The sequence below is a fragment of the Clostridium vincentii genome, from assembly GCF_002995745.1.
Lineage (GTDB): Bacteria > Bacillota > Clostridia > Clostridiales > Clostridiaceae > Clostridium > Clostridium vincentii.
In genome coordinates, this window is sequence record NZ_PVXQ01000038.1 from 1 (window position 1) to 25,142 (window position 25,142).

The 25,142-nt window shown below is 30.0% G+C and carries 21 protein-coding genes, 1 pseudogene and 1 riboswitch; of the genes and pseudogenes, 5 read left to right on the forward strand and 17 right to left on the reverse strand.

Translation table 11 applies throughout. The annotated features are described in order from the left end of the window. Positions 1 to 473 precede the first annotated feature (473 nt). Entirely contained in the window at positions 474 to 1,358 is an 885-nt protein-coding gene (locus CLVI_RS13950; RefSeq protein ID WP_106060743.1) for a DUF1002 domain-containing protein, read from the forward strand. Positions 1,359 to 1,504: 146 nt separating this feature from the next. Here the strand turns inward: CLVI_RS13950 and thiC are convergent, their stop codons facing one another. Continuing rightward, positions 1,505 to 2,812, reverse strand: coding sequence for a phosphomethylpyrimidine synthase ThiC (gene thiC / locus CLVI_RS13955; protein ID WP_106060744.1), 1,308 nt, complete (start codon positions 2,810 to 2,812; stop codon positions 1,505 to 1,507). 93 nt (positions 2,813 to 2,905) lie between these two features. After that, positions 2,906 to 3,004, reverse strand: a riboswitch (TPP riboswitch). Positions 3,005 to 3,121: 117 nt separating this feature from the next. Between thiC and CLVI_RS18120 the strand changes: the two are divergent. The 3 genes and pseudogenes from CLVI_RS18120 to CLVI_RS13965 all read left to right on the forward strand — a co-directional run. Beyond that, positions 3,122 to 3,289, forward strand: a pseudogene (locus tag CLVI_RS18120) (winged helix-turn-helix domain-containing protein); the annotation flags it as partial. A gap of 30 nt (positions 3,290 to 3,319) precedes the next feature. Next, positions 3,320 to 4,459, forward strand: coding sequence for an aminotransferase-like domain-containing protein (locus CLVI_RS13960; protein WP_146127337.1), 1,140 nt, complete (start codon positions 3,320 to 3,322; stop codon positions 4,457 to 4,459). A 42-nt stretch (positions 4,460 to 4,501) separates the two neighbouring features. Then, complete coding sequence (locus CLVI_RS13965; protein WP_106060746.1) at positions 4,502 to 5,341, forward strand: patatin-like phospholipase family protein; 840 nt, start codon at positions 4,502 to 4,504, stop codon at positions 5,339 to 5,341. 57 nt (positions 5,342 to 5,398) lie between these two features. Here CLVI_RS13965 and CLVI_RS13970 read toward each other — a convergent pair whose 3' ends face one another. The 11 genes from CLVI_RS13970 to CLVI_RS14020 form a co-directional block, all read right to left on the reverse strand. After that, a complete protein-coding gene (locus CLVI_RS13970) occupies positions 5,399 to 6,502 on the reverse strand; it encodes an FtsX-like permease family protein (RefSeq protein WP_106060747.1) in 1,104 nt (367 codons plus the stop codon). Continuing rightward, positions 6,499 to 7,179, reverse strand: a complete 681-nt coding sequence (locus tag CLVI_RS13975; protein WP_106060748.1) for an ABC transporter ATP-binding protein — start codon at positions 7,177 to 7,179, stop codon at positions 6,499 to 6,501. Before CLVI_RS13975 ends, CLVI_RS13970 begins: the two co-directional genes overlap by 4 nt. 4 nt (positions 7,180 to 7,183) lie before the next feature. Further along, complete coding sequence (locus CLVI_RS13980; protein ID WP_106060749.1) at positions 7,184 to 8,296, reverse strand: ABC transporter permease; 1,113 nt, start codon at positions 8,294 to 8,296, stop codon at positions 7,184 to 7,186. Positions 8,297 to 8,408: 112 nt separating this feature from the next. Further along, on the reverse strand, positions 8,409 to 9,056 hold the full coding sequence (locus CLVI_RS13985) for a response regulator transcription factor (RefSeq protein ID WP_106060750.1): 648 nt from the start codon (positions 9,054 to 9,056) through the stop codon (positions 8,409 to 8,411). Between the two features lie 4 nt (positions 9,057 to 9,060). Beyond that, entirely contained in the window at positions 9,061 to 10,242 is a 1,182-nt protein-coding gene (locus CLVI_RS13990; RefSeq protein WP_242980706.1) for a sensor histidine kinase, read from the reverse strand. Between the two features lie 91 nt (positions 10,243 to 10,333). Then, entirely contained in the window at positions 10,334 to 12,349 is a 2,016-nt protein-coding gene (locus tag CLVI_RS13995) for an acyltransferase family protein (RefSeq protein WP_106060751.1), read from the reverse strand. Positions 12,350 to 12,527: 178 nt separating this feature from the next. After that, positions 12,528 to 13,238 carry a GntR family transcriptional regulator gene (locus CLVI_RS14000; protein ID WP_106060752.1) on the reverse strand — a complete coding sequence of 237 codons (711 nt, stop codon included), beginning with the start codon at positions 13,236 to 13,238 and terminating at the stop codon, positions 12,528 to 12,530. A 127-nt stretch (positions 13,239 to 13,365) separates the two neighbouring features. Further along, positions 13,366 to 14,151 carry a histidinol-phosphatase HisJ gene (gene hisJ, locus CLVI_RS14005; protein ID WP_106060753.1) on the reverse strand — a complete coding sequence of 262 codons (786 nt, stop codon included), beginning with the start codon at positions 14,149 to 14,151 and terminating at the stop codon, positions 13,366 to 13,368. Beyond that, positions 14,135 to 15,334, reverse strand: coding sequence for a hypothetical protein (locus tag CLVI_RS14010; RefSeq protein WP_106060754.1), 1,200 nt, complete (start codon positions 15,332 to 15,334; stop codon positions 14,135 to 14,137). Before CLVI_RS14010 ends, hisJ begins: the two co-directional genes overlap by 17 nt. A gap of 3 nt (positions 15,335 to 15,337) precedes the next feature. After that, positions 15,338 to 16,708, reverse strand: a complete 1,371-nt coding sequence (locus tag CLVI_RS14015; protein WP_106060755.1) for an alpha-amylase family glycosyl hydrolase — start codon at positions 16,706 to 16,708, stop codon at positions 15,338 to 15,340. Positions 16,709 to 16,936: 228 nt separating this feature from the next. Then, positions 16,937 to 18,352, reverse strand: coding sequence for a potassium/proton antiporter (locus tag CLVI_RS14020; protein WP_106060756.1), 1,416 nt, complete (start codon positions 18,350 to 18,352; stop codon positions 16,937 to 16,939). A 158-nt stretch (positions 18,353 to 18,510) separates the two neighbouring features. Between CLVI_RS14020 and CLVI_RS14025 the strand changes: the two genes are divergently transcribed. Further along, complete coding sequence (locus CLVI_RS14025; RefSeq protein WP_106060757.1) at positions 18,511 to 19,401, forward strand: LysR family transcriptional regulator; 891 nt, start codon at positions 18,511 to 18,513, stop codon at positions 19,399 to 19,401. Positions 19,402 to 19,407: 6 nt separating this feature from the next. On the opposite strand, the gene CLVI_RS14030 is transcribed toward CLVI_RS14025, so the two are convergent. From CLVI_RS14030 to aguA, 5 genes are all read right to left on the reverse strand, one after another. After that, on the reverse strand, positions 19,408 to 20,457 hold the full coding sequence (locus CLVI_RS14030; protein WP_106060758.1) for a galactose ABC transporter substrate-binding protein: 1,050 nt from the start codon (positions 20,455 to 20,457) through the stop codon (positions 19,408 to 19,410). Between the two features lie 50 nt (positions 20,458 to 20,507). Continuing rightward, complete coding sequence (locus CLVI_RS14035; RefSeq protein WP_106060759.1) at positions 20,508 to 21,560, reverse strand: galactose ABC transporter substrate-binding protein; 1,053 nt, start codon at positions 21,558 to 21,560, stop codon at positions 20,508 to 20,510. Positions 21,561 to 21,730: 170 nt separating this feature from the next. Continuing rightward, complete coding sequence (locus CLVI_RS14040; RefSeq protein WP_106060760.1) at positions 21,731 to 22,780, reverse strand: galactose ABC transporter substrate-binding protein; 1,050 nt, start codon at positions 22,778 to 22,780, stop codon at positions 21,731 to 21,733. 205 nt (positions 22,781 to 22,985) lie between these two features. Then, positions 22,986 to 23,849 (reverse strand): N-carbamoylputrescine amidase, encoded by an 864-nt coding sequence (gene aguB / locus CLVI_RS14045; protein ID WP_106060761.1) that lies wholly within the window; start codon positions 23,847 to 23,849, stop codon positions 22,986 to 22,988. 21 nt (positions 23,850 to 23,870) lie between these two features. After that, positions 23,871 to 24,962 carry an agmatine deiminase gene (aguA, locus tag CLVI_RS14050; protein ID WP_106060762.1) on the reverse strand — a complete coding sequence of 364 codons (1,092 nt, stop codon included), beginning with the start codon at positions 24,960 to 24,962 and terminating at the stop codon, positions 23,871 to 23,873. Between the last annotated feature and the right edge of the window lie 180 nt (positions 24,963 to 25,142).

Sequence of the window (25,142 nt, forward strand, 5' to 3'; positions counted from 1 at the left end):
TCCTGAGCCAGGATCAAACTCTCAATAAAAAGTTTAATCTACTCAAAAACTTACTCATAAAAAAGAATTGCTGGTTTTTAACTTAATTAATATCTGTTCAATTTTCAAAGACCAATTTGTTTGCCACTCTTAAGCGACTTCACTATCTTACCACTCTGTTTTCGACCTGTCAACAACTTTTTCGACATTCGTTTTTTGTTGTTTTCTAGGTTGTCTTAGCGACAAGACCTATCTTACCACATGCACTTTCTATAGCTTGTACCAAATTTCTATTTAAACCGACTCATGTTTATAAAACGCCCAAATTCAATCTTATTCCACATATTTCTTATATTGATACACTAGGTGTAGTTTTAATGAAATATTCACTATTATACTCAATAACTAGGTTAAAAGTACTAGAAGCATAAAAAATAATAATTTCCTATATGTTATAATGTACATTAAATAAAAAAATAATAAGGAGATTTCTTATGAAGAAGATATCATTTATAACTAAAGTTCTAGTATCCCTATTATCGTTAACTATCATTACTACTGTATTTCTCGGAATACCAGTGTATGCAGACTCCTTTAAGGTAGTAACCTTAGGAGCAAACTTATCTGAAAGTGAAAAAAATGAAATGTTATTGTATTTTCAGGTTACTAAAAACGATGCTAATGTTTTAGAAATTACATCTAAAGAAGAATACGAAGCCCTTGGTAATGTAGCAACAGCTTCTCAACTAGGAAACAAAGCAATATCTTGTTCTTATATTGAACCTACATCTAATGGTGGATTAAATATAACTACCAATAACCTTACCTGGGTTACTGAAGGTATGATTAAAAATGCTCTTATAACAGCTGGAGTTGAAAATGCTACTGTTGTTGCATCTGCACCTTTTAAAGTATCTGGGACCGCTGCTCTAACTGGAATATTAAAAGGCTTTGAGAATAGTAGTGGAGGTGAAAAGATAGATGAGAATAAAAAAACAGCTGCGAATGAAGAGATAGTTGTAACTGGTGATCTTGGTGATGAAATAGGTCAAGCTGATGCAACTAACTTAATTAATGAAATAAAGAAAAATATAATTAAGGATAGTCCAAGTAGTGATAAGGAATTAACTACTATAGTAAATGAATCTATAGATAAATATGATTATGATCTAAGTACTGAGGATATAGCCAATATTAAATCTGTAATGAGTAAAATTAATGACTTGGACTTAGATTATAGCTCCTTAAAAGATGACTTAAATAATGTATCCAATGAATTAAAGGATAAGATAAGCAGTGAGGACGTATCCGGCTTTTTTTCAAAGCTTGGACGATTCTTCTCAGGTATATTTGATTCTCTTTCAAGTTTTTTCTCTTAATATAAAGAATAGCTATTTTAAATTTAGGCTAATTAGCAATCTATAATATAATTACTAATTATCCTTTGTATATATTGAATCAAAAAAATCTCTAAGATAATTGATTGACTCAATTATCTTAGAGATTTTTAACTAACCTATTTTATTTAATCTCTTAACATATTTAGATCTTCTCCATTTAAAATTTTCTTCATAGTTCTCATAGAACACATCTTTCCACACATTGTACAGCTTTCATCATCATGTGGTTTTGATTCTGCTCTATATCTGATTGCTTTTTCTGGATCTATAGATAAATCAAACATTGCTTTCCAATCTAAATCTGCTCTAGCTTGACTCATTTTATTATCCCAATCTCGTGCTCCTTTTATGCCCTTAGCAATATCTGCTGCATGGGCTGCAATTTTAGTTGCAATTATTCCTTCTTTCATATCATCTAGAGTAGGTAATCTTAAATGTTCTGCTGGAGTTACATAACATAAAAAGTCAGCTCCATAGGTTGCAGCAATAGCTCCACCAATAGCAGCAGTTATATGGTCATATCCTGGTGCAATATCTGTAACTAAAGGTCCAAGCACATAGAAAGGTGCTCCATAACATAATTTCTTTTGTAATATCATGTTAGCTTTTATTTCATCTAAAGACATATGACCTGGCCCCTCTATTATAATTTGTACATTCTTTTCCCAGGCTCTTTTAGTAAGTTCACCTAAAGTAATAAGTTCTCTTATTTGATTAGCATCAGTTGAATCATTTATTGAACCTGGTCTTAGCGCATCTCCTAGAGAAATTGTCATATCATATTTTGCACATATATCTAAAAGCTCATCATAATGTTCAAAAAACGGATTTTCCTTATGATTTAATTCCATCCATGCAAATAATAAAGATCCACCTCTTGAAACTATATGAGTCAATCTTCTATTTCTCTTTACAGATTCAACAGCTTCTCTATTTAGACCTGCATGTATTGTTATGAAATCAACACCATCTTGTCCATGTTTTTCAACTACAGCTAAAAATTCTTCTGCAGTTATATCCTTTAATTCCTTATCATAAAATCCTACAGCATCATAGATTGGAACTGTTCCAAGCATAGCTGTAGACATTTCAACTATTCTTCTTCTCATTCCTTCTGTCTTTCCATAGTTTGATAAATCCATTATTGCTTCGGCTTTCATTTCTAATGCCACTCTTACTTTATCAAGTTCTTTATCACATTCTGGACAATCCTTTGAAATTCCAAGATTAACGTTGATCTTAGTCTTTAAGCCTTGTCCAACTCCCTCTGGGCTTAAGCTTTTATGATTTATATTTGCAGGTATCGCCACTTTCCCGTCAGCAACTAGTGCTCTTATTTCTTCAGGTAACTTGTCCTCTTTTTTAGCTACTATTTCCATTTCCTTTGTTATGATGCCTTGTTTAGCTGCATCCATTTGAGTTGTATAATTCATATTTACCTCCTAAAAAATTAAGAAGCTTAACAAAAATATTGTTAAGCTTCCCATTGCATTAATAAAAAAAAAGCTTGCAAAAGCAAGCTTAATCATCATAAACTCAGTGCTTCCCTACAACAGTATTAACCGACAGGTTCAAAGGGTCAGATTTTAATCTTCTCAACCAAAGTGGTTCCCCCGCAAAATATTATTAATTTAACTTAATTATACTACTTTCCTTTATTTCTTACAAGTTTTTATGATATTCTTAATCTGTACCCAAACAGTTTTTAAGGATGTGATTTTATTAAAAATTTATATATTAGAATTGCTGAGGATATACAAGATGAAATAAAAGCAGGTTCCTATGCTACAGGAAAAAGGATTCCTTCTGTACGTGAGCTTAGCAACAAATATAATTGTTCAAAAAATACTGTAATTAAAGCCTATGACACCTTGAAAAATAAACATATTATATACTCCACACCTAAAAGTGGATATTTTATAGTAGAAAATACGATTAAAATGTCAGATAAAAAATCAGATACTATTAATTTTTATAGTGGCAATACTGTTATTGGTGATATGAATACTCCTGATTTAAAGCATTGCTTAAATTGGGCTGGAGATTTATATACAAATAATTCTATAGAAAGTGGAGTAAATGGGGTAGCTTCCTTAAAGGAAGCCTTAATTCACTATCTTACGGGGTTTCAAATCTTTGCTAAAACTGAAAATATATTAGTTAATATGGGTATTATGCAAGCTTTAGCTCTTTTAATCGAGGCACCTTTTCCTAATAATAAGAAAACAATTTTAATTGAGCAGCCTTCCTATGGCTATTTCCTAGAGAATTTAAGTACTCAAGGCTATAATATTCTAGGAATAGAAAGAAATGAAGCGGGTATAGATCTCAAATCTTTAGAAAAACTTTTTAAAGAAGAGGATATTAAATTTTTTTATATTATTCCTCGACATCATAATCCACTAGGAACAACCCTTAAAAAGTCTCAGAGAAAAGCTATTGCTAAACTTGCCACTAAATACGATGTTTATATAGTGGAGGATGATTATTTTTCCGATATAGATCTTGATGAAAGCTATGACCCTATATTCTCCTACTCAGATTATGAACATATCATTTATTTAAAAAGTTATTCAAAAATAATGCCTTGGATGAGAATAGGTTTTATAATTCTTCCTAACAATCTAATAGCTTTATTTAATAAAACTATTATATCAACTAGCTATAAATCATATTTCGCAGCTTCATTACTATCTCAAGCAACATTAGAGATATATTTAAGAAGTAAAATATTAAAAAAGCATAGTGATATAATTACAACTGACCTTAGAAAAAAATATCTAGTTCTAAATAAAGGCCTTAAGTCTTTAGAAAAATTTGGAGCTGAGGTAATTTGTAATCATTCAGGCTTCTATAGTTATATTAGACTTCCTGAAAATATAAATGAAGATATCTTAGTTAAAGAACTTTCTAATAAAAATGTGATCGTCGGAAGTGGCCGGAGATTTTTCTTGAGTAACTCTTTTTATAAAAAAGGAATAAGATTAAGTATAGCCAGCGTGAGTACAGATGAAATTCAAAAAGGTTTATCTATTATTGAAAATACTATTTCTAATTTAATAAAAGAACCCACAGTGTAATACTTAACCTAGGTTCTTAATGACAGATATAAAGGAGGATTTATGCCAAGTTTAATTTTAGAAGGGGGCACTTTTAGGCCTATTTTCAGTGCAGGTGTAATGGATGCCCTATTAGATAACAATATAACGTTTCCTTACTGCATAGGAGTTTCAGCTGGAATTACAAACGGAGTCTCCTATTTATCAAAACAATATAAACGAAACTTAGACATTTTAGAAAATTATAGATTAGATAAACGATATATAGGCTTTAGAAACTTTTTTAAATGTAAAAGTTTATTTGGACTAGATTTTGTTTTTGATGAAATCCCAAATAAATTAAACCCCTTTGATATGGAGACCTTCCAAAAATACGAGGGTACAGTTCTAGCCGGAGTTACTAACGCCACAACAGGTAAAATAGAATACTTTAATGCAAAGGATGTAGATGAGAAATCGCTTATGCTAAGGGCAACCTGTGCAATCCCAATATTTTTCCCTGCAATAGAGATTAATAATGACTTTTACTATGATGGAGGATTATGTGATCCAATTCCTGTAAAAAAGGCAATGGAAGATGGTAATAAAAAGCATCTTATTATACTAACAAGGCCTAAGGAATATAGAAAAAAACTGGAAAAGGGTAATAAAATTACTGCAAAGTTGATAAAAAAAAGATTTCCAAACCTTGTAGAGCCACTTTTAACTAGACATATACATTACAATGAAACTGTACGATTTTGCGAAGACCTTGAAAAACAAGGTAAGGCTATAATCATAAGACCAACTGCAGTTCAATCAATTAATAGCTTTGAAAAGGGCATTATTCACTTAAGACAAGGATGGCAGGATGGATATGACGCTGCAACTTTGAAAATTAATGAAATAAAAAAGTTATTCTAATAAAACAACTCCCCTTACTTAGGAATTATTATCATCCTAAATTAAGAGGAGTTTTTACTATTTATTGATTTTATTTATTACCCTAATAGATGATAGGGTAGATAAAATACAAATTAATATAGGTGCAATTATCGATGCAATTATTGGTTTTGCTAAAAATAACAATGCTTCTTTCCCTTGTGGCATCCAAACTACGGTATTAGTAATTGCCACTATACACATAGATATAATGATTCCCGCTCCCGTTCCAAATAAAATTGTTAATCCATTTTCCTTAAATACCTTTATAATCAAGAAGAATTTGCTATATCCGATAGAATTTAATATCTTTAACTCATCCATTCTATTTATTAGATTTATTTTATTAAGGTTTTTTAGGGACATAGAAATTATGAATATCATTAAACTGACAATTCCAATATATAAAAACTCTACAGATGATTTTACTGTAGCATTAAGTTCATCTAATACCTTATTATAATCAACTATGGATGTTCCCGTTGGTAACATCTCTTTAATCTTATCATTAAGGCTTGTATCATTACTATCTTTCAAATGATACATTAAAGAAACTTTTTTTGCATCTTCTCTAGATATATCTCCTATATTGCACGTTATATATATTTTTTCATTTCCCTTTATTAATCCAACAACTTTATAATCTTTATCTAAACTTACACTTTCCTCTTCTCCCTTAACTAGGGTGTCCCCTATTTCTACTCCTATTTGTCTTGCTATAGATTCCTGTATTATAATTTCATCTTTATTATTTTCAGGTAATCTTCCTACTAATTCTAAATTATCATTCTCTAATACTTTATTAACATCCTCATTAAAGAGCACCAGTTCATTGCTACTCATCATTCCAAAAAGAGCCTTTAACCTTATATTTATTTTACCATCTGCAACTGGTATTATCTCCTTAACATTTTCATCATTTTCTATTTTGTCCAAAATATCATTACTAATCAGATTATCTATTGAATATACAAATGCACTATTATAACTAATTCCCATGGAATTTTTAAAACTCTCAGTACTACTAAATAGCATTATTCCAAAGAAATATACTAAAAATACGCCAAGTATTGTGCTGATAAATATTGGTAAGCACTTTTTTTTATTTGATCTAATATATGAAAGACTACTTAATGGTTTCATATAACTTCACCTCTAACCTCTTCAACTCCAGTAATTTCTCCATCTAAAATGTTAATTATTTCATCTGCATCTTCCAAAATTGATGGATCATGAGTTACTACTATTATTAAAGACTTATTTTTATATTTACTTAATACTTTCATTACTTCCTTTGCGCTCTTATGGTCTAGTGAAGCCGTTAATTCATCTGCAAATATAACCTTAGGATCATTAATTAAAGCTCTAGCAATTGCAACTCTTTGCCTTTGACCTCCTGATAACTGACTAGGCTTCTTCTTTGCTAAATGTTCTATATTTAATTCTTCTAAAAGCCCTAACGCTTTATTTATATCCTCTTTACTATAACTATTTATAGGAGTTAAGACATTTTGTAGTACAGTCATATATTCAATTAAGAAATGTCTTTGAAATATAAAGCCAAATTCCTTAAGTCTTAATTCTCCACCATTAGCTCTTTTAGAAACAATAATTTCAGTGTTGTTATAAACAATCTTTCCTGAAGTCGCTTTCTTGAGTCCTGCCATTAAATATAGCAAAGAACTTTTGCCACTTCCTGATGGTCCCATTATTCCAACCAGCCTATTATCTCCAATTGTTAAATTAATGTTCTTTAGGGCGTAGGTCTGAACTTCCTTATCTATGTCATATACTAAATTTACATTATCTAATTTAATCATATCTTTAATCTCCCTCTACTGTTTTTATTGGATCTATCTTATTAATTAAATTATTAATAGGAATTAAAGTGAATAGTGTTGTAAACATTGCTAATAACAGACTCATAAACATTGATTTCCAAGTAAATAAAAGTGCTAAGTCAACTCCCAGCTTACTCCATAAGCCTTGTTTTATCAGAGCATTTACTCCTACACTAATTAATATTCCAATTAGCAGGCCTAAAATATTTATAACTAAAACTTCTAAAAAGGCTCTTTTTAATAAATGCCCTTTACTATAGCCTAAAGCATTTAATAACCCGATTTCTTCTTTTCTATTTAAGAACTCTGCATATTTTGAAATTCCAACAATTATAACAATTACAACTAGAGATATTATAGTTATAAGGTCTAAAGTTTTTATAATATCCATACTACTATCAAAATCAACCTTAGTTTTTTCTAATGTAGCTATATCAAATTTTCCCTTATCAAAGCTTTCTAGATAAGTTCCTAATTTATCAATTTGTCCTTCCTTAGGAAATATAAAATATTTCCCTGAAAACTCATCTTCCTTCCATGGACAGATGGAATAGAATCCGTCCCCCTTAAGGATACCAACGATTTCAAAACTTCCTGGCAATGTATCAAATTCATTAATATCAGTACCTACCATATCTCCTATATTAGAATTTCTATTTTTTGAACTAAATTCACTTATAGCAATTTCTTTCTCACCTTCTTTAGGCAACCTTCCTGATATTAATTCCATATTTTGCTTTTCTAAAAAAGTACTCATATCCTTTTCCTTAAGCCCAAGTACCTTTGTCCTATCTGAAATACCTGGCATCATATATCTTAAAGTATAAATATTGCTAGTAGGAACAATGTAATCGACCATATCCTTTTCCTTTATTTCATCTAATGTTTCTTTATTAATATCCTTCTCATCTAATGAGGCAATTGTGTTAGAATACTCCATTGGTTTTATAGTTTTATTAGTTTGTAAGACTTCAATAGTTTGAAAAAATGTATATAAAATCATTATGAAAAAAACTGCTATAACTATTGCTTGCATGGAAGAAAAAGTTTTTCCTTTATTATTTTTTGCATATATTATTGACGATAGTGGTTTCATTTGCTACCTCCTTTAAAAATCTATACTTTTATTTTATTAATAAACCTAGTCATATGATAGTTACCCCAGTCATAATAAAAACCCTAAGGCTTTTATATAAACCTTAGAGTTTTTATTCCAAACATTTTTTTAGCTTTAATACTGCAACAGTTCTATCTGAGGTTCCTAACTTCGAATAAATATTACTAACATAATTTTTTACTGTCCCTTCCGAAATAAATACGGTAGCTGAAATCTCTTTATTACTTAATCCACAAGTCATTGCCTTTGCTATTTCAATCTCTCTATCTGAGAAGCCTTTTAAACTTTTCTTTTGCTCCTTTGTTATATTTGTAGTGTTTTTTAACTTTCTAGCAATCTTTAGTGCAATTTGGGAAGGCATCATAAACGAGCCTTTATAAACATCATTAATAGCTTTTATTAAATCATCTCCCTCAATATCCTTTAGAATATATCCAGAAGCCCCATTAGCTATGGCATCAATAATATAATCCTCATCATCAAAGGTAGTCAATATTAATATTTTAACTTTTTCATACAAAGTCTTAATTATTTTTGTACACTCAACCCCATTTAATACAGGCATTCTAATATCCATTAAGATTACATCAGGAAGGTTTTTTTTGCATACATTGATAGCCTCTTCACCATTTTCAGCTGTAGCTATTACCTTCATGTTATCTTCTAGATCTATTATTGTCTTTAATCCATCCCTCATTAATGTTTGATCATCAACTATTAATATTTTTATATTATCCATTCCTCTACTCCTTTGCTTTAATTGGTAACTTGAAACTCAATGTAAATCCACTTTCTGCTCTAGAACTTACTAATAATTCTCCTTCAAGCTCTTCTACTCTAAGCCTTATGCTTTTTAAGCCAAAACCAGGCAGAATTACACCTGTCCCTTTTCCATTATCTTTAAGCTTAAATAATACTTTCCCCATCTCTTCAATCAACTTAAATTTAAATTGATTACTATTACCATGCCTTAGGCCATTTGATAAGCCCTCCATTAAAGCAGACATAATTATATCTCTGTACTCTTCATGAATAAAAATATTTTCATTTATTTCCCTTTCTATAGTAACATCTGAATTTATTTCACATTGATTTATCACAGCATTTATTGACTTATAAAAGTTTAAAATATCCGACCCATCTGCAAGTAATCTTACAGAACTTCTTATACTGTTTAGCCCCTTTCTCACTTGCCCTTGGGCTAAGTTTAGCTTTTCTATAGACTTGTCCTTATTATCCTTATTCATCAATCTTTTTGATGCCTCGATTTCTATAAGAACTGTTGTTAAAGTATGTCCAACAGTATCATGTATTTCAGCTGCTATTCTATTTCTTTCTTTTAGGGTTGTAATACTTTCTATCTTTTCATAGGCTTCTTTTAAATTATCATATAAATTATCCTTTTCAAGTTTCTTAACAGTTATTTCCTTTAAGGAATTCTCTATAATTCTATTTTGTTTAATTAAATAGGCTACTAAATAAAAGATTAAATATATTAGTAAATATAAAGGAATAACTACTATCATAACCCCTAAAGATTTACTATAATCACCAAATACTTTTACGTGTGTTAAAATAAATACTAAAATATTTATAATCATTAACCCTATAAGTGAAAATTTCATCTCTAGTTCTAATACCATTCCCTCTACTATGATTGCAAAAATCACAATATAACTAAAGCTATTATCCATTACTGCAATGCTAATTATTGAAATAGTTTCTATAATGTAATTTATATTTTTGAATCTTTTTTTATTAGAATATATGTAGTAATTTCTAAAGGTAAAAGAATACAAAAATACTCCATAAATAAAGAGTATTTGTAGGTTTTTCTCTGAAGTTACTAAAGTACTTACAATCATAGCTACAATTAGAACTATATAATCTATAACAAGAATACTTTTCTTTATTTTCTCCTCCATAACACTCCCCCATCTCTTTAAATCATTATATAATAAAAAGTTCTAATACTGTACTATTATGGTACAATATTAGAACTTTTATATATTTTTACTAATTTGTTATTTTTGAAACCTTATATCCCATAGCTTCAAGCTGAGCAATTACATTGTTTTCTCCTTCTATATTCCTATAACCTATTGAAACAAAATAATCTTTATTTGCTTTTAGTAATTCATCGATCTTTGTAGTGATTTCATTTGTGTAAATCTTATAATCATTATCCTCATTTTCTTTTATAATACTGATGTATTTATCATAATCTTTCTGATCCGCTTCGTTAGATAATTTCTTTTTATCTCTTTTACTATAAGCCTCTTCAATATTACCCTTTTCCCAAAGTTCTAATATTGATTTTGCCTGAGCATAATCATCTTCACTCATGTATTTTACAAGCATCATATAGGCATTGTCCTCTTCATTAGAATTATTAAAATACTCCTCTGCACTAAGTAGTGGACTTGTTAAGCCTATAATATCTTTATTTTGTTTTTCAGCCTTATATTTTATATAATTACTAATACCATATTCATTTTTAAATTCAGAGGACATAGAATAAATATTATTAATATATGCTGACATATAAGACGCTTTTACACTTTGAGTCTGCTCATAGGAAGTTGCGAATTTCACAATTTCCATTTTCTCCTTTAGGATATCTACTGCTTCTTCACTTACATGATCCTCTAATTTATCCTTTTCATAATAAATTAATTTATTCAAATTTTGTAGATCCTCTTCTGTAGGGATACTATCTATAGCATATCCTTCTGAATTATTTATAGCTTCTTCTACAACAGGTGCTAAAGGGTACATATCCTCAGTTCCGTAGCTAATTCCTCCATAAATATATAAACTACTATCCTCGTCTGATATTTTATATAAAGCTCCTACTACACTAGATGATTCTTTTCCTTCAGTTTTTTCGAAAAGTTTTTTATTTTCATCATTTACATTTGATTTTTCTCCTCCAACGGCAGAAAAACATGCTAATATAACACAACCTATTAAAAGGCAGATTACTGGGATTTTTCTTTCAGCTTTTTTATTCTGTACAGGATCTTTTACCCGTTTACTTGATATAATATATGCTATGAAAATTGTTATACAAGCTACCATAATGTAAAAGAAAACTGTAGCTTTAGTATTAATCTTTAAATACACTAAAGCACCAATTTGGATTATTTCATGAAGTCCGTATACCCATATACTCATTTCTCTTAATAAATTAGACTTTCTGTCTGAAATCTCGATTTTTGAGTTTATAGCCCATATAAAAATTAATGGCACTATAAATACTAAAGATATATAAATATTAGTATCTCTAAAAATCCCATTAGAAATTACTATATAAGCTTCCAATACATACACTGACGAAAATACAAAAATCAATCTTCCTATATGATTTATTTTTTCTTTCAAATTAAATTTATTTATTAATACACCTATTGTTATAAATGGAACCCCTATACAAAATCCATTTCTAGTTAAATCAAATATTCCATTATATATATCTACAATTTTCATTAACGGTGTGTTTATTATTAAATTCTGATAGCTATCCCCCATTAATCCAATAACAAAAAATAAAACACTAAATCCTATTAAAGGTTTAATCCAGTCTTTCTTCACAAATATATATACAAATATAGATGATAATATTAAAGCTGGAAAATACCATAATGCTGGTGAAGATCCATTAACAAAAAGACTTTTAATAATCAATATAAAAACATCTACAGCCCCATTAGATTTAGTAGATACCGTATATAATATAATGGGAAATAACAATATCACGCTTATTACTGTAATAATTAAATATATTACAACTAATTTTTTTATGTGTTTCTTTATATATCCCTCTTCATTTATTTTAACAGCTAGGAAAAATCCTGAGGTAACAAAGAAGAATGGCACTGCAATTCTTGCAATAACATCACTTGTTATATATTTTGCCACATCGCCAAATTGAATAAATGCACTTGTATGAATTATTATAACTAATAAAGCACATACCAATCTCATTATATTCACCATATGATATTTCTTATTTTCTATTCTTGTTTCCATTTTTATCCCCCATTATGCTTAAAATTATGTTTATATTAATATCTTCTTTATAAAATAGTAAAATCCTCTAATAATTTCCAAAGATACAATAGAACAAAGGAGCTTTTATCATTAATGATAAAAGCTCCTTTATTTTAGCTATAATAGATTTATTTTAATTAATTTCTTAATTATATTACTATCTAACACTTATACTCTTAAATTCAAATGTATCACTTCTATGATTTGATTTAGAATATTCAAAAGGCTGTCCATTATTTAGAAATCCAATTTGTTCAATCTGTAGTAGAGGAAAGTTTTCCCCTATCTTTAAATATCCCATTTCTAGCTTAGAAGGTAATATTGCTCGTATAGTCCTATGTGCACTTTTTATATTAAGCTTAAGTTCATCCTCTATATAACGATAAATTGACTCTTGTAATACTTCTCTTTTTATTCCTGGTATTACATCTATAGGCATATATGTATATTCTACTACATAGGGTTCATTATCTGCGTATCTTACGCGATTAATATAGTACACAAATCCATCAGCTTCCATTTTTAATTTGTTTGCTATCTCTTCAGTAGGATTAATTATCTGAAATTCAATAACTTCTGACAGTATTTTCTTATCCTTGTAAGCATTTGAAAATCCCAAAAATTGATGAGATGTACTTAAATCAGTTACTTCATTATCATCTACATCTTTAACAAAACTCCCTGATCCTCTACGTTTAACTATTAATCCATTCATAACAAGTTGATCCATAGCTTTTTTTATAGTTATTCTACTAACATCATATTGAATACACATTTCCTTTTCAAGAGGTAATTGATCATTTGCTTTAAAAAACCCCTCACTTATCTTTTGTTTTATATCTAAAGCGATTTGTTCGTATTTTAACATTTATATCTTCCCCTCTAACCGTGTACATGTTTTGTATACAAATTTAAGACTTTTCAGTTAAAACAATATATACTTCATATTGCATTATATTATATCATTCTTATCCTAATGTTAATACATATTTAAACTAAAAGTCTCTTCCTACATCTGAGGCTGTATGAGAATCAGAGCCATAAACCATTTTTACCTTATACTTTTCAGCTAATTCAAAAAAATATCCTGATGGATAAACCTCACCACAATAGTGCTTTCTAAGTCCTGCTGTATTATAATCTATCTCATATCCTCTATCCTTTATTGCCTTTACAACTTCATCTAATAGCTTTTTATTTTTATATTCAAAGGGATATTGTAAATTAAATATTCTAACTAAAGTAGGATGTCCTATTCTTTTTGGTTTAAATTTACCTAAATCTACTTTTATAGACTTCAATAAAGTTTCGAAATACTTATCATAAATTTTATCTATTCCTCCTAACAGCTCTATTAATTCTTTAAAATCTTCTATACTATAGTCTAGACAATGATATCTATCCTCAAGCTTAAGAAAATGTACAGAAAGTATGCTGTCTTCTATAATGTTACCGAATCTATTTAAAATTTCTATAGTTTTTTCCTCTAACCCTTCAATATAATCTACCTCTACTCCAATATTTATTTTAATCTTATCCTTGTAGAGATTTTTTATTTCTTTCAATTCTTCAAAATACTTTTCAATTTCTTCTATGCTTGGAGCACTTTCTTCTATTATTTTTTTATTTATAAATCCTTCCGGCAGTGCTAAATGTTCTGTGAAAGTAATTTCTTCAAGTCCATTTTCTAAAGCTTTATCAATATATTTATAAAACTCATCCTTAGTTCCATGGGGACAATAATGAGAATGCATATGTCCATCTCTAATTATTTTGCTCATAGTTTTGCACATCCTTCCTATTTATTTTCCTACTTAATTTGTCCTTTAAGCCTTCTATATATTCTATGGTAAATGGTAAATAGCCCTCAATCTTTTTAACATATTTATCCGAAAAGTATTCTCTACTTAATATAATTGAAAATAGTATAAGCATTAATGAATTGTTTTTTATTAGTTCCCTTAGATTGTCTTTGCCTTTAAGACAGTTGTGGTTATCCATAAAATCCACTGTAAAATTAATTAACTTATTAGCTAATGGGTCAAGGTCATACTTTCCAGCAAGCTGAGACATTATAGTCATATGGCTATTCTTTAAATCTTCCTTAACATCTTGAAGATCATCAGCTATTTGAAGTAAAAATCCGTATCCTAAACAAAACTCCTCTTCCTCCTTATTTAAATCTCCTCTTATTAAATATCCATCAACTAAAACAGAGGCTCCTCCCTTTTCTAAAGAAATACCCATTATATCTGTATCATAAGGAACAGTTACTGTTTCTTGTTGCATTAGGCTTTTAATTTGGCCTTCTTGTATTTTCAATAAGCTTTCATATACCCTTGGAAATTCTAGCCTTGGAAATACTTCTTCGATATTATCAACAAGCTTATATACTTTTTCCTCATATCTGTTCTGGTCTAAAACTTTCTTTCCTTTTAATCTTAAAGAAAATCTATTATTAAATTGTTTTTTATCTTCTTTAGATATCTTTGTATTATCTAAGTAATTATCAGTATATGGGTAAAGCATACTATAACCAAATATAGCTCTAGAAAACTTGATATTATCCTGAAAAACCGCTTGAAGCATATTTATAATCCAAACATTTCTCATAGCTTGACCAATATCTTCACCTGGTAGTTTTTTATCAAAATCTCTAGCTGCTTTTATAAATTCTTTAGTGCTTTTTGAAATACCTTCTTTTAATTTTTCTTCTATATATTGCATTTTTAATATAGAATCCTTTTCAATAAATTCATCTAAAAGAGTCTCCCCATCCTTTTCCCATTGATCTCTTTTAGATTCTTCCTTTGGCATAGACTTTACATATTCACTTACTTTATCTATTACTACATCAAATTGCTTTTGTTTTTTCTTTTTTTGAAAATAACTAGTTTTTTCTGTCGTAAGTTTAAATAAACTTGAAGTTCTCCACCATCTTTCTTTTAACTCATTATAAATCATATTCTACTCCTTAGTTATCCCCAAATTTTCTTCTATTTCTTCTAAAACACATCCACTATAAGCTGGTACATTAAGTTTTATAGTATTATTATTGGCTTTAATAATCTGATTATTATTAAGCCTATCTACTAATACCCTATTATTACTTAAGTAGAAATCTAAAGTAGTAGCCTTATCTGCCAAATTCAAAGCAATATAAACAGTTTCATTATTATAAACTCTCTTATATATTAACTGTTCATTTTTAGTTACAACCTGATTGAAATCTCCGTACATTAATGCTTTAAGGTTTCTATGAATTTTGCAAAGCTTTCCTATATGGATAGCTAATCCTTCATACTCTCCCTCTATGTTTTCTAAATCAAGGCAAGCTCTAAGCTCTGCATCCGAATCATTTTTATGAATCCCCTGTATTCCCCATTCGCTTCCATAATAAATTGATGGAACCCCTGGTATTGTTAATAGTAAAGTGTACACATTATATAAATATTCTTTCTTTTTCAGGATGCTTCCAATCCTATTTACATCATGATTATCTACAAAATTATATAGAACTAAATTCTTATACATTCCACCTTGCCCAAATTGTCTGTTTAATGAATAAGCGATTTCAAAATAATTTTTTTCATTATGGGAAGAGTATATACCTTTATAACATTCATAATTTGTAACAGAATCTAGCATTCCCCTATTAGCCCATTGATTATAATCTCCATGGATTACTTCTCCCATAAGCCAGAAATTTTCTTTTTTATCAATACAATAACTTTTAAGTTTATTGAAGAATTTTTTATCCATATCATCCGCTGCATCTAACCTTATTCCATCTATATTATATTCATCAATCCAGTTACCTACTGCCTTTAAAATATGCTCTATTACCTCTGGATTATTAATATTTAGCTTAACTAAGCTATAATGCCCATGCCATCCCTCATACCAAAAAGAATCCCCAATGGGACTGTTTCTTGTAAAATCAAGGTTTTGAAACCAACTACAATACTTAGAATTTTGTCCATTTTTTTGAACATCCTTAAATGCCCAGAATTCTCTTCCTACATGATTAAAAACTCCATCTAGCACAATCTTTATATCATTATCCTGAAGAACTTTACATACTTCTTTAAAATCCTGCTTAGTTCCAAGCCTTCTATCTATCTCTACATAATCCTTTGTATCATATCCATGTTCTGAGGATTCAAATATTGGTCCAAAGTAAATAGCATTTATTGAAAGTTCTTTTAGATGTGGTATCCAATCTATAACCTTTTTTATCCTATTAATAGTTTCGCCATTGTCATTATACTGAGGTGCTCCGCAAAATCCTAAAGGGTAAATATGATAAAAAACAGCTTCATTAATCCATGTATTCATTAAATCTCTCCTTAATTATATAATTATTACGTATATAAGCCCACTTTATTACATCATATCCATTTTACCACATATTGCATGCTAGTTATTGTTTTTTGTATATTGTATACTCATTGCTGCATTCCCCTTAGATCTTTATACTCTATGTAAATAATTTACTGAAGCAAAAAAATCTGAGGAGTTTTACAATTACTTCTCAGATTTATATATTTAAAAACATAATAATTTCTATGAAATTAAACTACTCAGATCATTTCCACTTAAGACTAAGATATCCCCTGGTAAAATTAAGGTAGACCCCTTTGGTACTATAATTCTCCCAAATCTCTTAATCATAACAATAAGAATTTCTTCTGGAATATCAGCATCCATTATGCTTTTATTAGACCATTTACTATCCTTATCTATTGGCACTTCTATTAATTGAGTGCTTTCTTCTCCTTTAAAGTCATTAAAGGTTTTTACTTCTGTTGAATTATTATCAACTAAATCAAGGCTCCTTGCTACCTTTGGTAAAAGAGTTCCCTGAACTGCTACTGAGAATAAAGCAACAAAGAATACTATATGGAATATATCACTAGTTACTGCCACATCATAATTTACAGCAAAAATGGCGAAAACTATTGATGCTGCTCCTCTGAGTCCTACCCAAGCTATAAATACTTGTTCCTTTATTGGAACCTTGAAGAAGCTCAATATGCTAAAGGTGGCTATAGGTCTAGCAACAAAAATTAAAAATATAGAAATAGCTACCCCTGTAAAAAGCACAGCAGGCAACCTTGATGGAAATGCTAATAAACCTAACATAAAGAATAATATTATTTGCATAATCCATGATATACCATCAAAGAAATGTATCAAACTCTTCTTATGAGGAATTCGATTATTCCCGAGAATAATACCTGAAATGTAAACACTTAAGAAACCATTTCCTCCAACCCATTCACTTAGATAAAAGGATAAAATAGCAATAGCCGTAACAAATATTGCATAAAATCCGTCAATATCAAAGTTTGCCTTTCTTAAAAAATAAACTGTACCCTTAGCTAACAAGAAACCAATGACAAGTCCAAAAACAATTTGTTTTAGAAAAATAGGTATTATTGTATCAAAACCTCCGTTGCTCATTAGAGTAAGTATTACAATTGTACAAAGATATGCAAAGGGGTCATTACTTCCACTTTCGGCCTCTAATACGGAAGATAGACTTCCCTTTAGCTTCAATTTCTGTGATCTCAAAATTGCAAAGACCGATGCAGCATCTGTAGATGCAACTACCGAACCTATAAGTAATCCCTCTAAAAACGAGGTATTAATAACATAATAACAAAATACCCCTGTAAGTCCTGCAGTTATGACAACTCCTACAGTTGACATAAGTATTGACTTAACCGCAACAGGTTTCGCTCTTTTCCAATTTGTACAAAAACCTCCATAAAACATTATAAACAGCAGTCCTAACGAACATAGTTCCTGGGCCATTTTATAATTACTAAAAGCTATTTTTCCGATGCCATCTGTGCCAAACAACATTCCAAGCACTATAAATACTAAAAGAATAGGTACTCCAAACTTATGGAGTGCCTTACTCGTTACTATACACACAATTAAAATTATTGCGAATATTATCATAAATTCTATCATAAATTCCCCCTAGTTTATTTCGCAATAATGGCTCTACACATATTACTCTTATATAAATCATATCATATTTTGTCATTTATTGTTTTATTTTGTTCTAAACAGATATGGTATAATATAGATATATATTAATTATTAATACTATGAATAGGAGTTATGTTATGATCAGTGATTTAAATCTATATAAAGTTTTCTATACCGTTGCAAACTGTAAAAGTATATCTGCTGCTGCAGAAAAACTATTTGTTTCCCAGCCAGCAGTAAGTAAATCTATTAAAGTGCTTGAGAATAATATTAATACAATTTTATTTATAAGGAGTTCTAAAGGAGTTTCTCTAACCCCTGAAGGAGAGCTTTTTTATCTATACATTAAAAATGGCTTTGAAGAATTTCTTTTAGGTGAAAATATATTAGAAAAAATTAAAAACAAAGAGGTAGGCTATATTAGTTTAGGGTTAAGTACTACCATAGGCAAAAATTATTTTCTACCTAGATTTGAAAAATTCGTGAAAATATATCCTGATTTCAAGGTAAACATTATAAATAAACCTACCCTAGACACAATTCAATTAGTTAGGGAAGGATCTCTTGATTTAGCTATAGTTGGTCTTGATACTAAAGCTACTGAGTTGGAATTCATAGAGCTTAGTCAAATGCATGATATTTTTATTGCTAGTGCTGAATATTTAGATAAATTGAATTATTCCTCCATGGAGGATCTTTTTGATAAAGGTTCTTTTATGCTTTTAGAATCCCCTAATGTTACAAGGCACCATATAGATAATTTTTTTGCAACTCAAGGCCTTAAAATCACTCCAGATATAGAAGCTAGTAATATGGATTTTCTTATAGAGTGTGTTAAAATCGGTCTTGGAATCACCTCTGTTGTTCGAGAGTTTGTCCATAAAGAATTAGAAGAAGGAAGCCTAGTTGAGCTCCCTCTTAACATAAATATTCCACCTAGGTATATTGGAATTATCTATAAAAATTCTAATTACCTTTCTATTGCTACTAAAACATTAATTGACTTTTTACTATTGAATAAAGTATAGACTTAATTATTTGTTTATTATAAATTCTTGGTAAGGAATACGAACTGCGATTCCTGTTTGATCAAATTTATAATTGGTGCCCTCAAGAGGTTTTTTACCATAAGCTAGGTTCATTCCAATAGTATAAAGAGCTTCAGCCATAGCCTTTTGATCTTGAAGAACAGATCCTTCCATAATCCCTTTTCTAATTAATTCTTGAGCTGATGGTATTGCATCAACTCCAACTACTGATATATTTTTTCTTTCATCTCCCTTGTTATAACCATACACTTGTAATGCTTCAATAGCACCTTCTGCCATAGAATCATTATTTGCAATTATTGCTTCAATTCCATTTCCATATTTTAGAAAAATTGATAAAATAGCTTCTTTAGCCAATTTTTTATTCCAGTCACAAAATCGAGATTCAAGTTCTTCCGTCTTTATTCCTGCGTTATTAATTGTTAAAACTGAATATTTTGTTCTTTCTTTTGCTTCTATATTATCTTTTTCTCCTTTTAACATAATATATTGCATTATGCCATCCCCATTTCTATCTATAGCTGCTTTATCTGTATTCCATTTATCAATAAGAATTTTTGCTTGTAGAATACCAGCTTCTTTTGCATCGGTTCCTACATAATAAGCCCTTTCATAAGATTTAATAGGCTCTACTGCCAGCGGTTCTCTATTAAATAGAATTACTGGGATATTTGCCTCTTTAATTTTATTAATAACTTGTTGTGCATTTTTTACCTCAATTATATTTAATAATATAGCATCAACATGGTTTTGAATTAATGTATTAAGATTATCATTTTGTATAACTTCATTATTCTTACTATCTAAGAAAGTAAATTCAACTTTGCCTTCATTGTTTTTTTGAATCTCTTCTAAATCTTGCCGAAGTAAAGCAATATAATCATCAGTAAAATCTATTAATAATACTCCTACTTTAACAGGCTCTCCTTCAGTTATGCTTAAACTAGCTCCCACTTTTTGGCTAACCCCTATTAATATAGGCCTTATCATAACTACAACTATAGTAATTATTAGTATTTTCTTTATTTTTTTCATTTTAACCTCCCTATGATAGGTTTAATCACAGTACGTAAATATATATAAACTTAATCACTTATTTTAAATTCTTGGTAAGGAATACGAACTGCAACTCCGGTGTCATCAAATTTATATTGTGTCCCTTCAAGAGGTGGCTTACCAGAAACTAAGTTCATTGCCATAGTATACATAGTTTCTGCCATAGCACGATCATCTTGAAGAACAGAACCTGTCATAATTCCTTTTCTAATTAACTCTTGAACTGATGGCAATGCATCAACTCCAATAACTGCAATTGTTGGAGTTTTATCTCCCTTGTTATAACCATACGTTTGTAAGGCATCAATAACTCCTTCTGCCATAGTATCATCATTTGCAATTATTACTTCAATTCTATTTCCATATTTTAGAAAAAACGATAAAATAGCCTCTTTAGCTAATTCTCTATTCCAGTTAGCATATGTTGATGCAAGTTCCTCTGTTTTTATTCCTGCATTATTAATTGTTAATATAGAATGTTTCGTTCTTTCAAGTTCTTCTAGATTATCCTTTTCACCTTTTAATATAATATATTGCATTACGTCATCCCTATTTTTATCTATAGAGGTCTTATCTGTGTTCCATTTATCAACAAGGATTTGTCCTTGTAAAATGCCTGCTTCTTTTGAATCTGTTCCTATATAATAAGCTTTTTCATAAGATTTAATAGGCTCTATTGTAATTGGTTCTCTCTGAAATAGAATTACTGGAATATTAGCTTGTTTAATTTTATCAATAACTGGTTGCGCATTTTTCACCTCAATTAAATTCAATAAAATAAGATCAACATGTGTTTTAAGTAGTGTATCAAGGTTCTCATCTTGTATAGTTTGATCTCCCTTACCATCAAAGAAAGTAAACTCAATTTTGTCAATATTTCTTCTTTGAATCTCTTCCAGATCTCGGCCAATTAAAGAAATGAAATCATCAGTAAAATCCAGTAATAATACTCCTACTTTCACAGGTTTTCCTTCAACAACCCTTGAGTTAGTCATCACCATCTTTTCAGCATAACCTGTTAATATAGAATTTATCATAAATATAACTAGCGTAATTATTAATATTTTCTTTAATTTTATCATTCTTGCCTCCATGCCAATATCCGAATTACAGTGCAGAAATCCTAGTATTTTAGTCTCGAATTCTGATTTAATATTATTATTCTTTTTAATTAAGAAATTTATACTAAAAATACTAGGTTTCCTCTATCGTTAAAAGTACCTAATAAAATTATCAAGAACTGTAAATAGACTTAATTGTTTACATATTTTTTAAGAGGTATACGAATAGAAACTCCAGTATCATCAACTTTGTATTGTGTCTCCTCAAGAGGTTTCTTACCAGAGACCAAGTTCATTCCAATAGTATAAATGGCTTCAGCCATAGCTTTTGCATCTTGAACTACTGTCCCTTCCATGAAACCCCTTTTAATTAATTCTTGGGCTGCTGGTGTTCCATCAGCTCCAACTACTGGAATTGTTCTTGCTTTATCCCCCAAGTTATAACCATATGTTTGTAATGCTTCAATAGCCCCCTCTGCCATACCATCATTATTTGCAATTATTACGTCGATTTTGTTTCCCTGACTTAAAAGAAAAGCTGCAACAGCTTGCCTTGCTAATTCTTTATCCCAGTTAGAAATTGATGATGCAAGTTCCTGTGTATTTATTCCTGCATTATTAATTGCAAAAACCGAATATTTTGTTCTTCCAATTGTTTCAAAATTGTCTTTGAAACCTTGTAATATAATATACTGCATTATGTTATCTCCATTTCTATCTATAACTGCTTTCCTAGAATTCCACGCATCAACAAGAATTTCGCCTTGCATAGTACCAATTTCCTTTGGATCACTTCCTACATAAAAGGCTTTTTCATAAGATTTAATAGTATCTGTTATAACTGGCTCCCTATTAAAGAAAATTACTGGAACGTTGTATTCTTTAATTTTATTAATTACTCTTTCTGAAGCTGTTATATCAGATATACTTAATAATATAAGATCCACCCCTTCTTTAAGCAATTTATCAATATATTCATCTTGTTCAGCTTGATTTTCATTAGCATCAAGAACAAAAAACTTAACTTTATTTGGATTTTCTTTTTGAATTCTTTCTAAATTTTCAACAATCAAAGGTATAAAATTGACCTTGCCCCTGTTCACTAATACACCTACTTTTGCCGGTCTCCCTTCAACAACCTTTGAACTACTTTCTATTATCTTCTTACCACAACCTGATAATATAGAAGTAATAATTACTACAACCATAGTAACTGTTAATATATTCTTAATTTTTTTCATCTTTCTCCTCCTTGGCAATATTTCCCTCTTTGGTTCAGAGATTTTACTCTTTTTGGTCTCCAAATAATATTTAATATTCTTATTATCCTTTTAAATGAAAAAATTTATACTAACATTAATAGGGTTCTTATAGTTTTAAAATTAATTAATAAACAATAAAGGACTGTAAATAGATTTATAAAAATATAAATCTATTTACAATCCTTTATTTACTTGAATCCATGCTCATAATAGATCCATACATTTCAGGTCTTCTATCTCTAAACACTCCCCAGCCTTGTCTTTTTTCTCTTATTTTATCTAAATCAAATTCAGCCACTAAAACAGTTTGATTTTTTCTATCTGCCTGTGCTATAATTTCTCCTGTAGGTCCTGCTATAAAAGAACTACCATAAAATGTCATGGACGTTTCATCTATTTCTGTCCCTATTCTATTGGATGCAATCAAAGGCATAATATTTGCTGCTGCATGGCCTTGCATAACCCTTTGCCAATGTGTTTGACTGTCCTCACCTAAAATCGGTTCAGAACCTATAGCAGTTGGATACATTAATATTTCAGCTCCAAGAAGTGCCATGCCCCTTGCTGCTTCTGGGAACCATTGGTCCCAGCATACTCCTACTCCAATTTTACCATAGGCTGTATTCCAGACCTTAAATCCTGTATCTCCTGGGGAAAAATAAAATTTTTCTTCATAACTATGTCCATCTGGAATATGAGTTTTACGATATATTCCTAAAATCTCTCCACTAACATCTATCATTGCTAGAGTATTAAATGTTACATTCCCTGCTCTTTCAAAAAAACTAATAGGGAGGACCACTTTGAGCTCTTTTGCTATTTTTTTAAAATGGTTTATTGCCCTATTATCTTCAAGAGTAGTTGCTAACTTTAAATACTCATATTTCTCCTGCTGACAAAAGTACGGTGTTTCAAATAATTCTTGAAGTAATATTATATTAGCTCCTTTTTCAGATGCTTCCCTTACCATGACTTCTGCCTTTTTTATATTGTTATCTAAGTCCCAAGAACAAGCCATCTGGGTTACTGCTACTTTAACTCTTCTCATTTCAAACTCCTCCCTTCTATTTTATTTAGGTATTTGTTGAGTTATACAATGAATATTTCCTCCACCAAGCAATATTTCCCTTGTATATATGGGAATAACTTCTCTATCAGGATAGAGTTCTTTAATTTTATTTACTGCAAGTATATCATTTTTATCACCAAATATAGGCATAACTACACCACCATTCGCAACATAATAATTTATATAAGATGCTGCTAATCTTTCACCTTCATGTCTACTTTTAGTTCCTATTACCATCTCTATTCCTAAGCATTCATCCTGTAAAATATACATAGGTTCTGGTACTAAAATCTTATGAATTTCAAAGCTTCGTCCTTTAGCATCAGTTTCATTCTTTAATATTTCATAGCAATTTAAAGATAATTCATACTGAGGATCCTCTTCATTATCTGACCAAGCTAACGCAATAATACTTGGCTTTACAAATGTAGCTATATTATCAATATGTTCATTTGTCTCATCTAAAAATATCCCTCTTTTAAGCCATATTACCTTCTCTACATTCAAATAATTTTTAATGGTATCTTCAATTTCTTTTTTTGTCTTAGTAGGATTTCTTCCAACACTTAATAGACATTCCTCCGTTACTAAAGCTGTCCCTTCTCCATCAACATGTACAGAACCGCCCTCTAAAACAAAATTATCTATCTCATAAATATCCTTTCTTTCTATTTCACATATCTTTCTTGCAACCTTTTCGTCCTTATCCCAGGGAAAATAAAGTCCATCAATTAAGCCACCCCAAGCATTAAAGCCCCAATCAATTCCCCTAACAGCTCCATCTTTATTTTTAATAAAGGTAGGTCCCGAATCACGAACCCAGGAATCATTATTAGCTATTTCAACCACTCTTATATAATCTGGAAGCATCTCCCGTGCAATATCATACTGCGCTTCGCTAACTCCCATTGTAACTGGCTCAAACTTTGCAATTGCTTTAGCTACCTCTACAAAAGCCTTTTGAGCAGGCTTTGCCAAAGCTCTCCAATTATCAGTCCTTTCAGGCCAAAGCATATAAGATCCCGCATGAGGTTCAAATTCTCCTGGCATTTTAAATCCATCTTTTTTAGGTATACTACTTAAAACTCTCATATATAGCGCCTCCTTCATTTTAGTTAGATAGAACAAAGTGGCTACGCCACACTGCCTTCGGAGGAGTTGAAAATTGACACCTGGAAGGTGCCCCTTACGGGGAATTGAAAGTTGACACCTGGAAGGCGCCCCTTGCGGGGAGTTATAGGATAAAGCTCCAACTCTCCATTCTCAACTCTC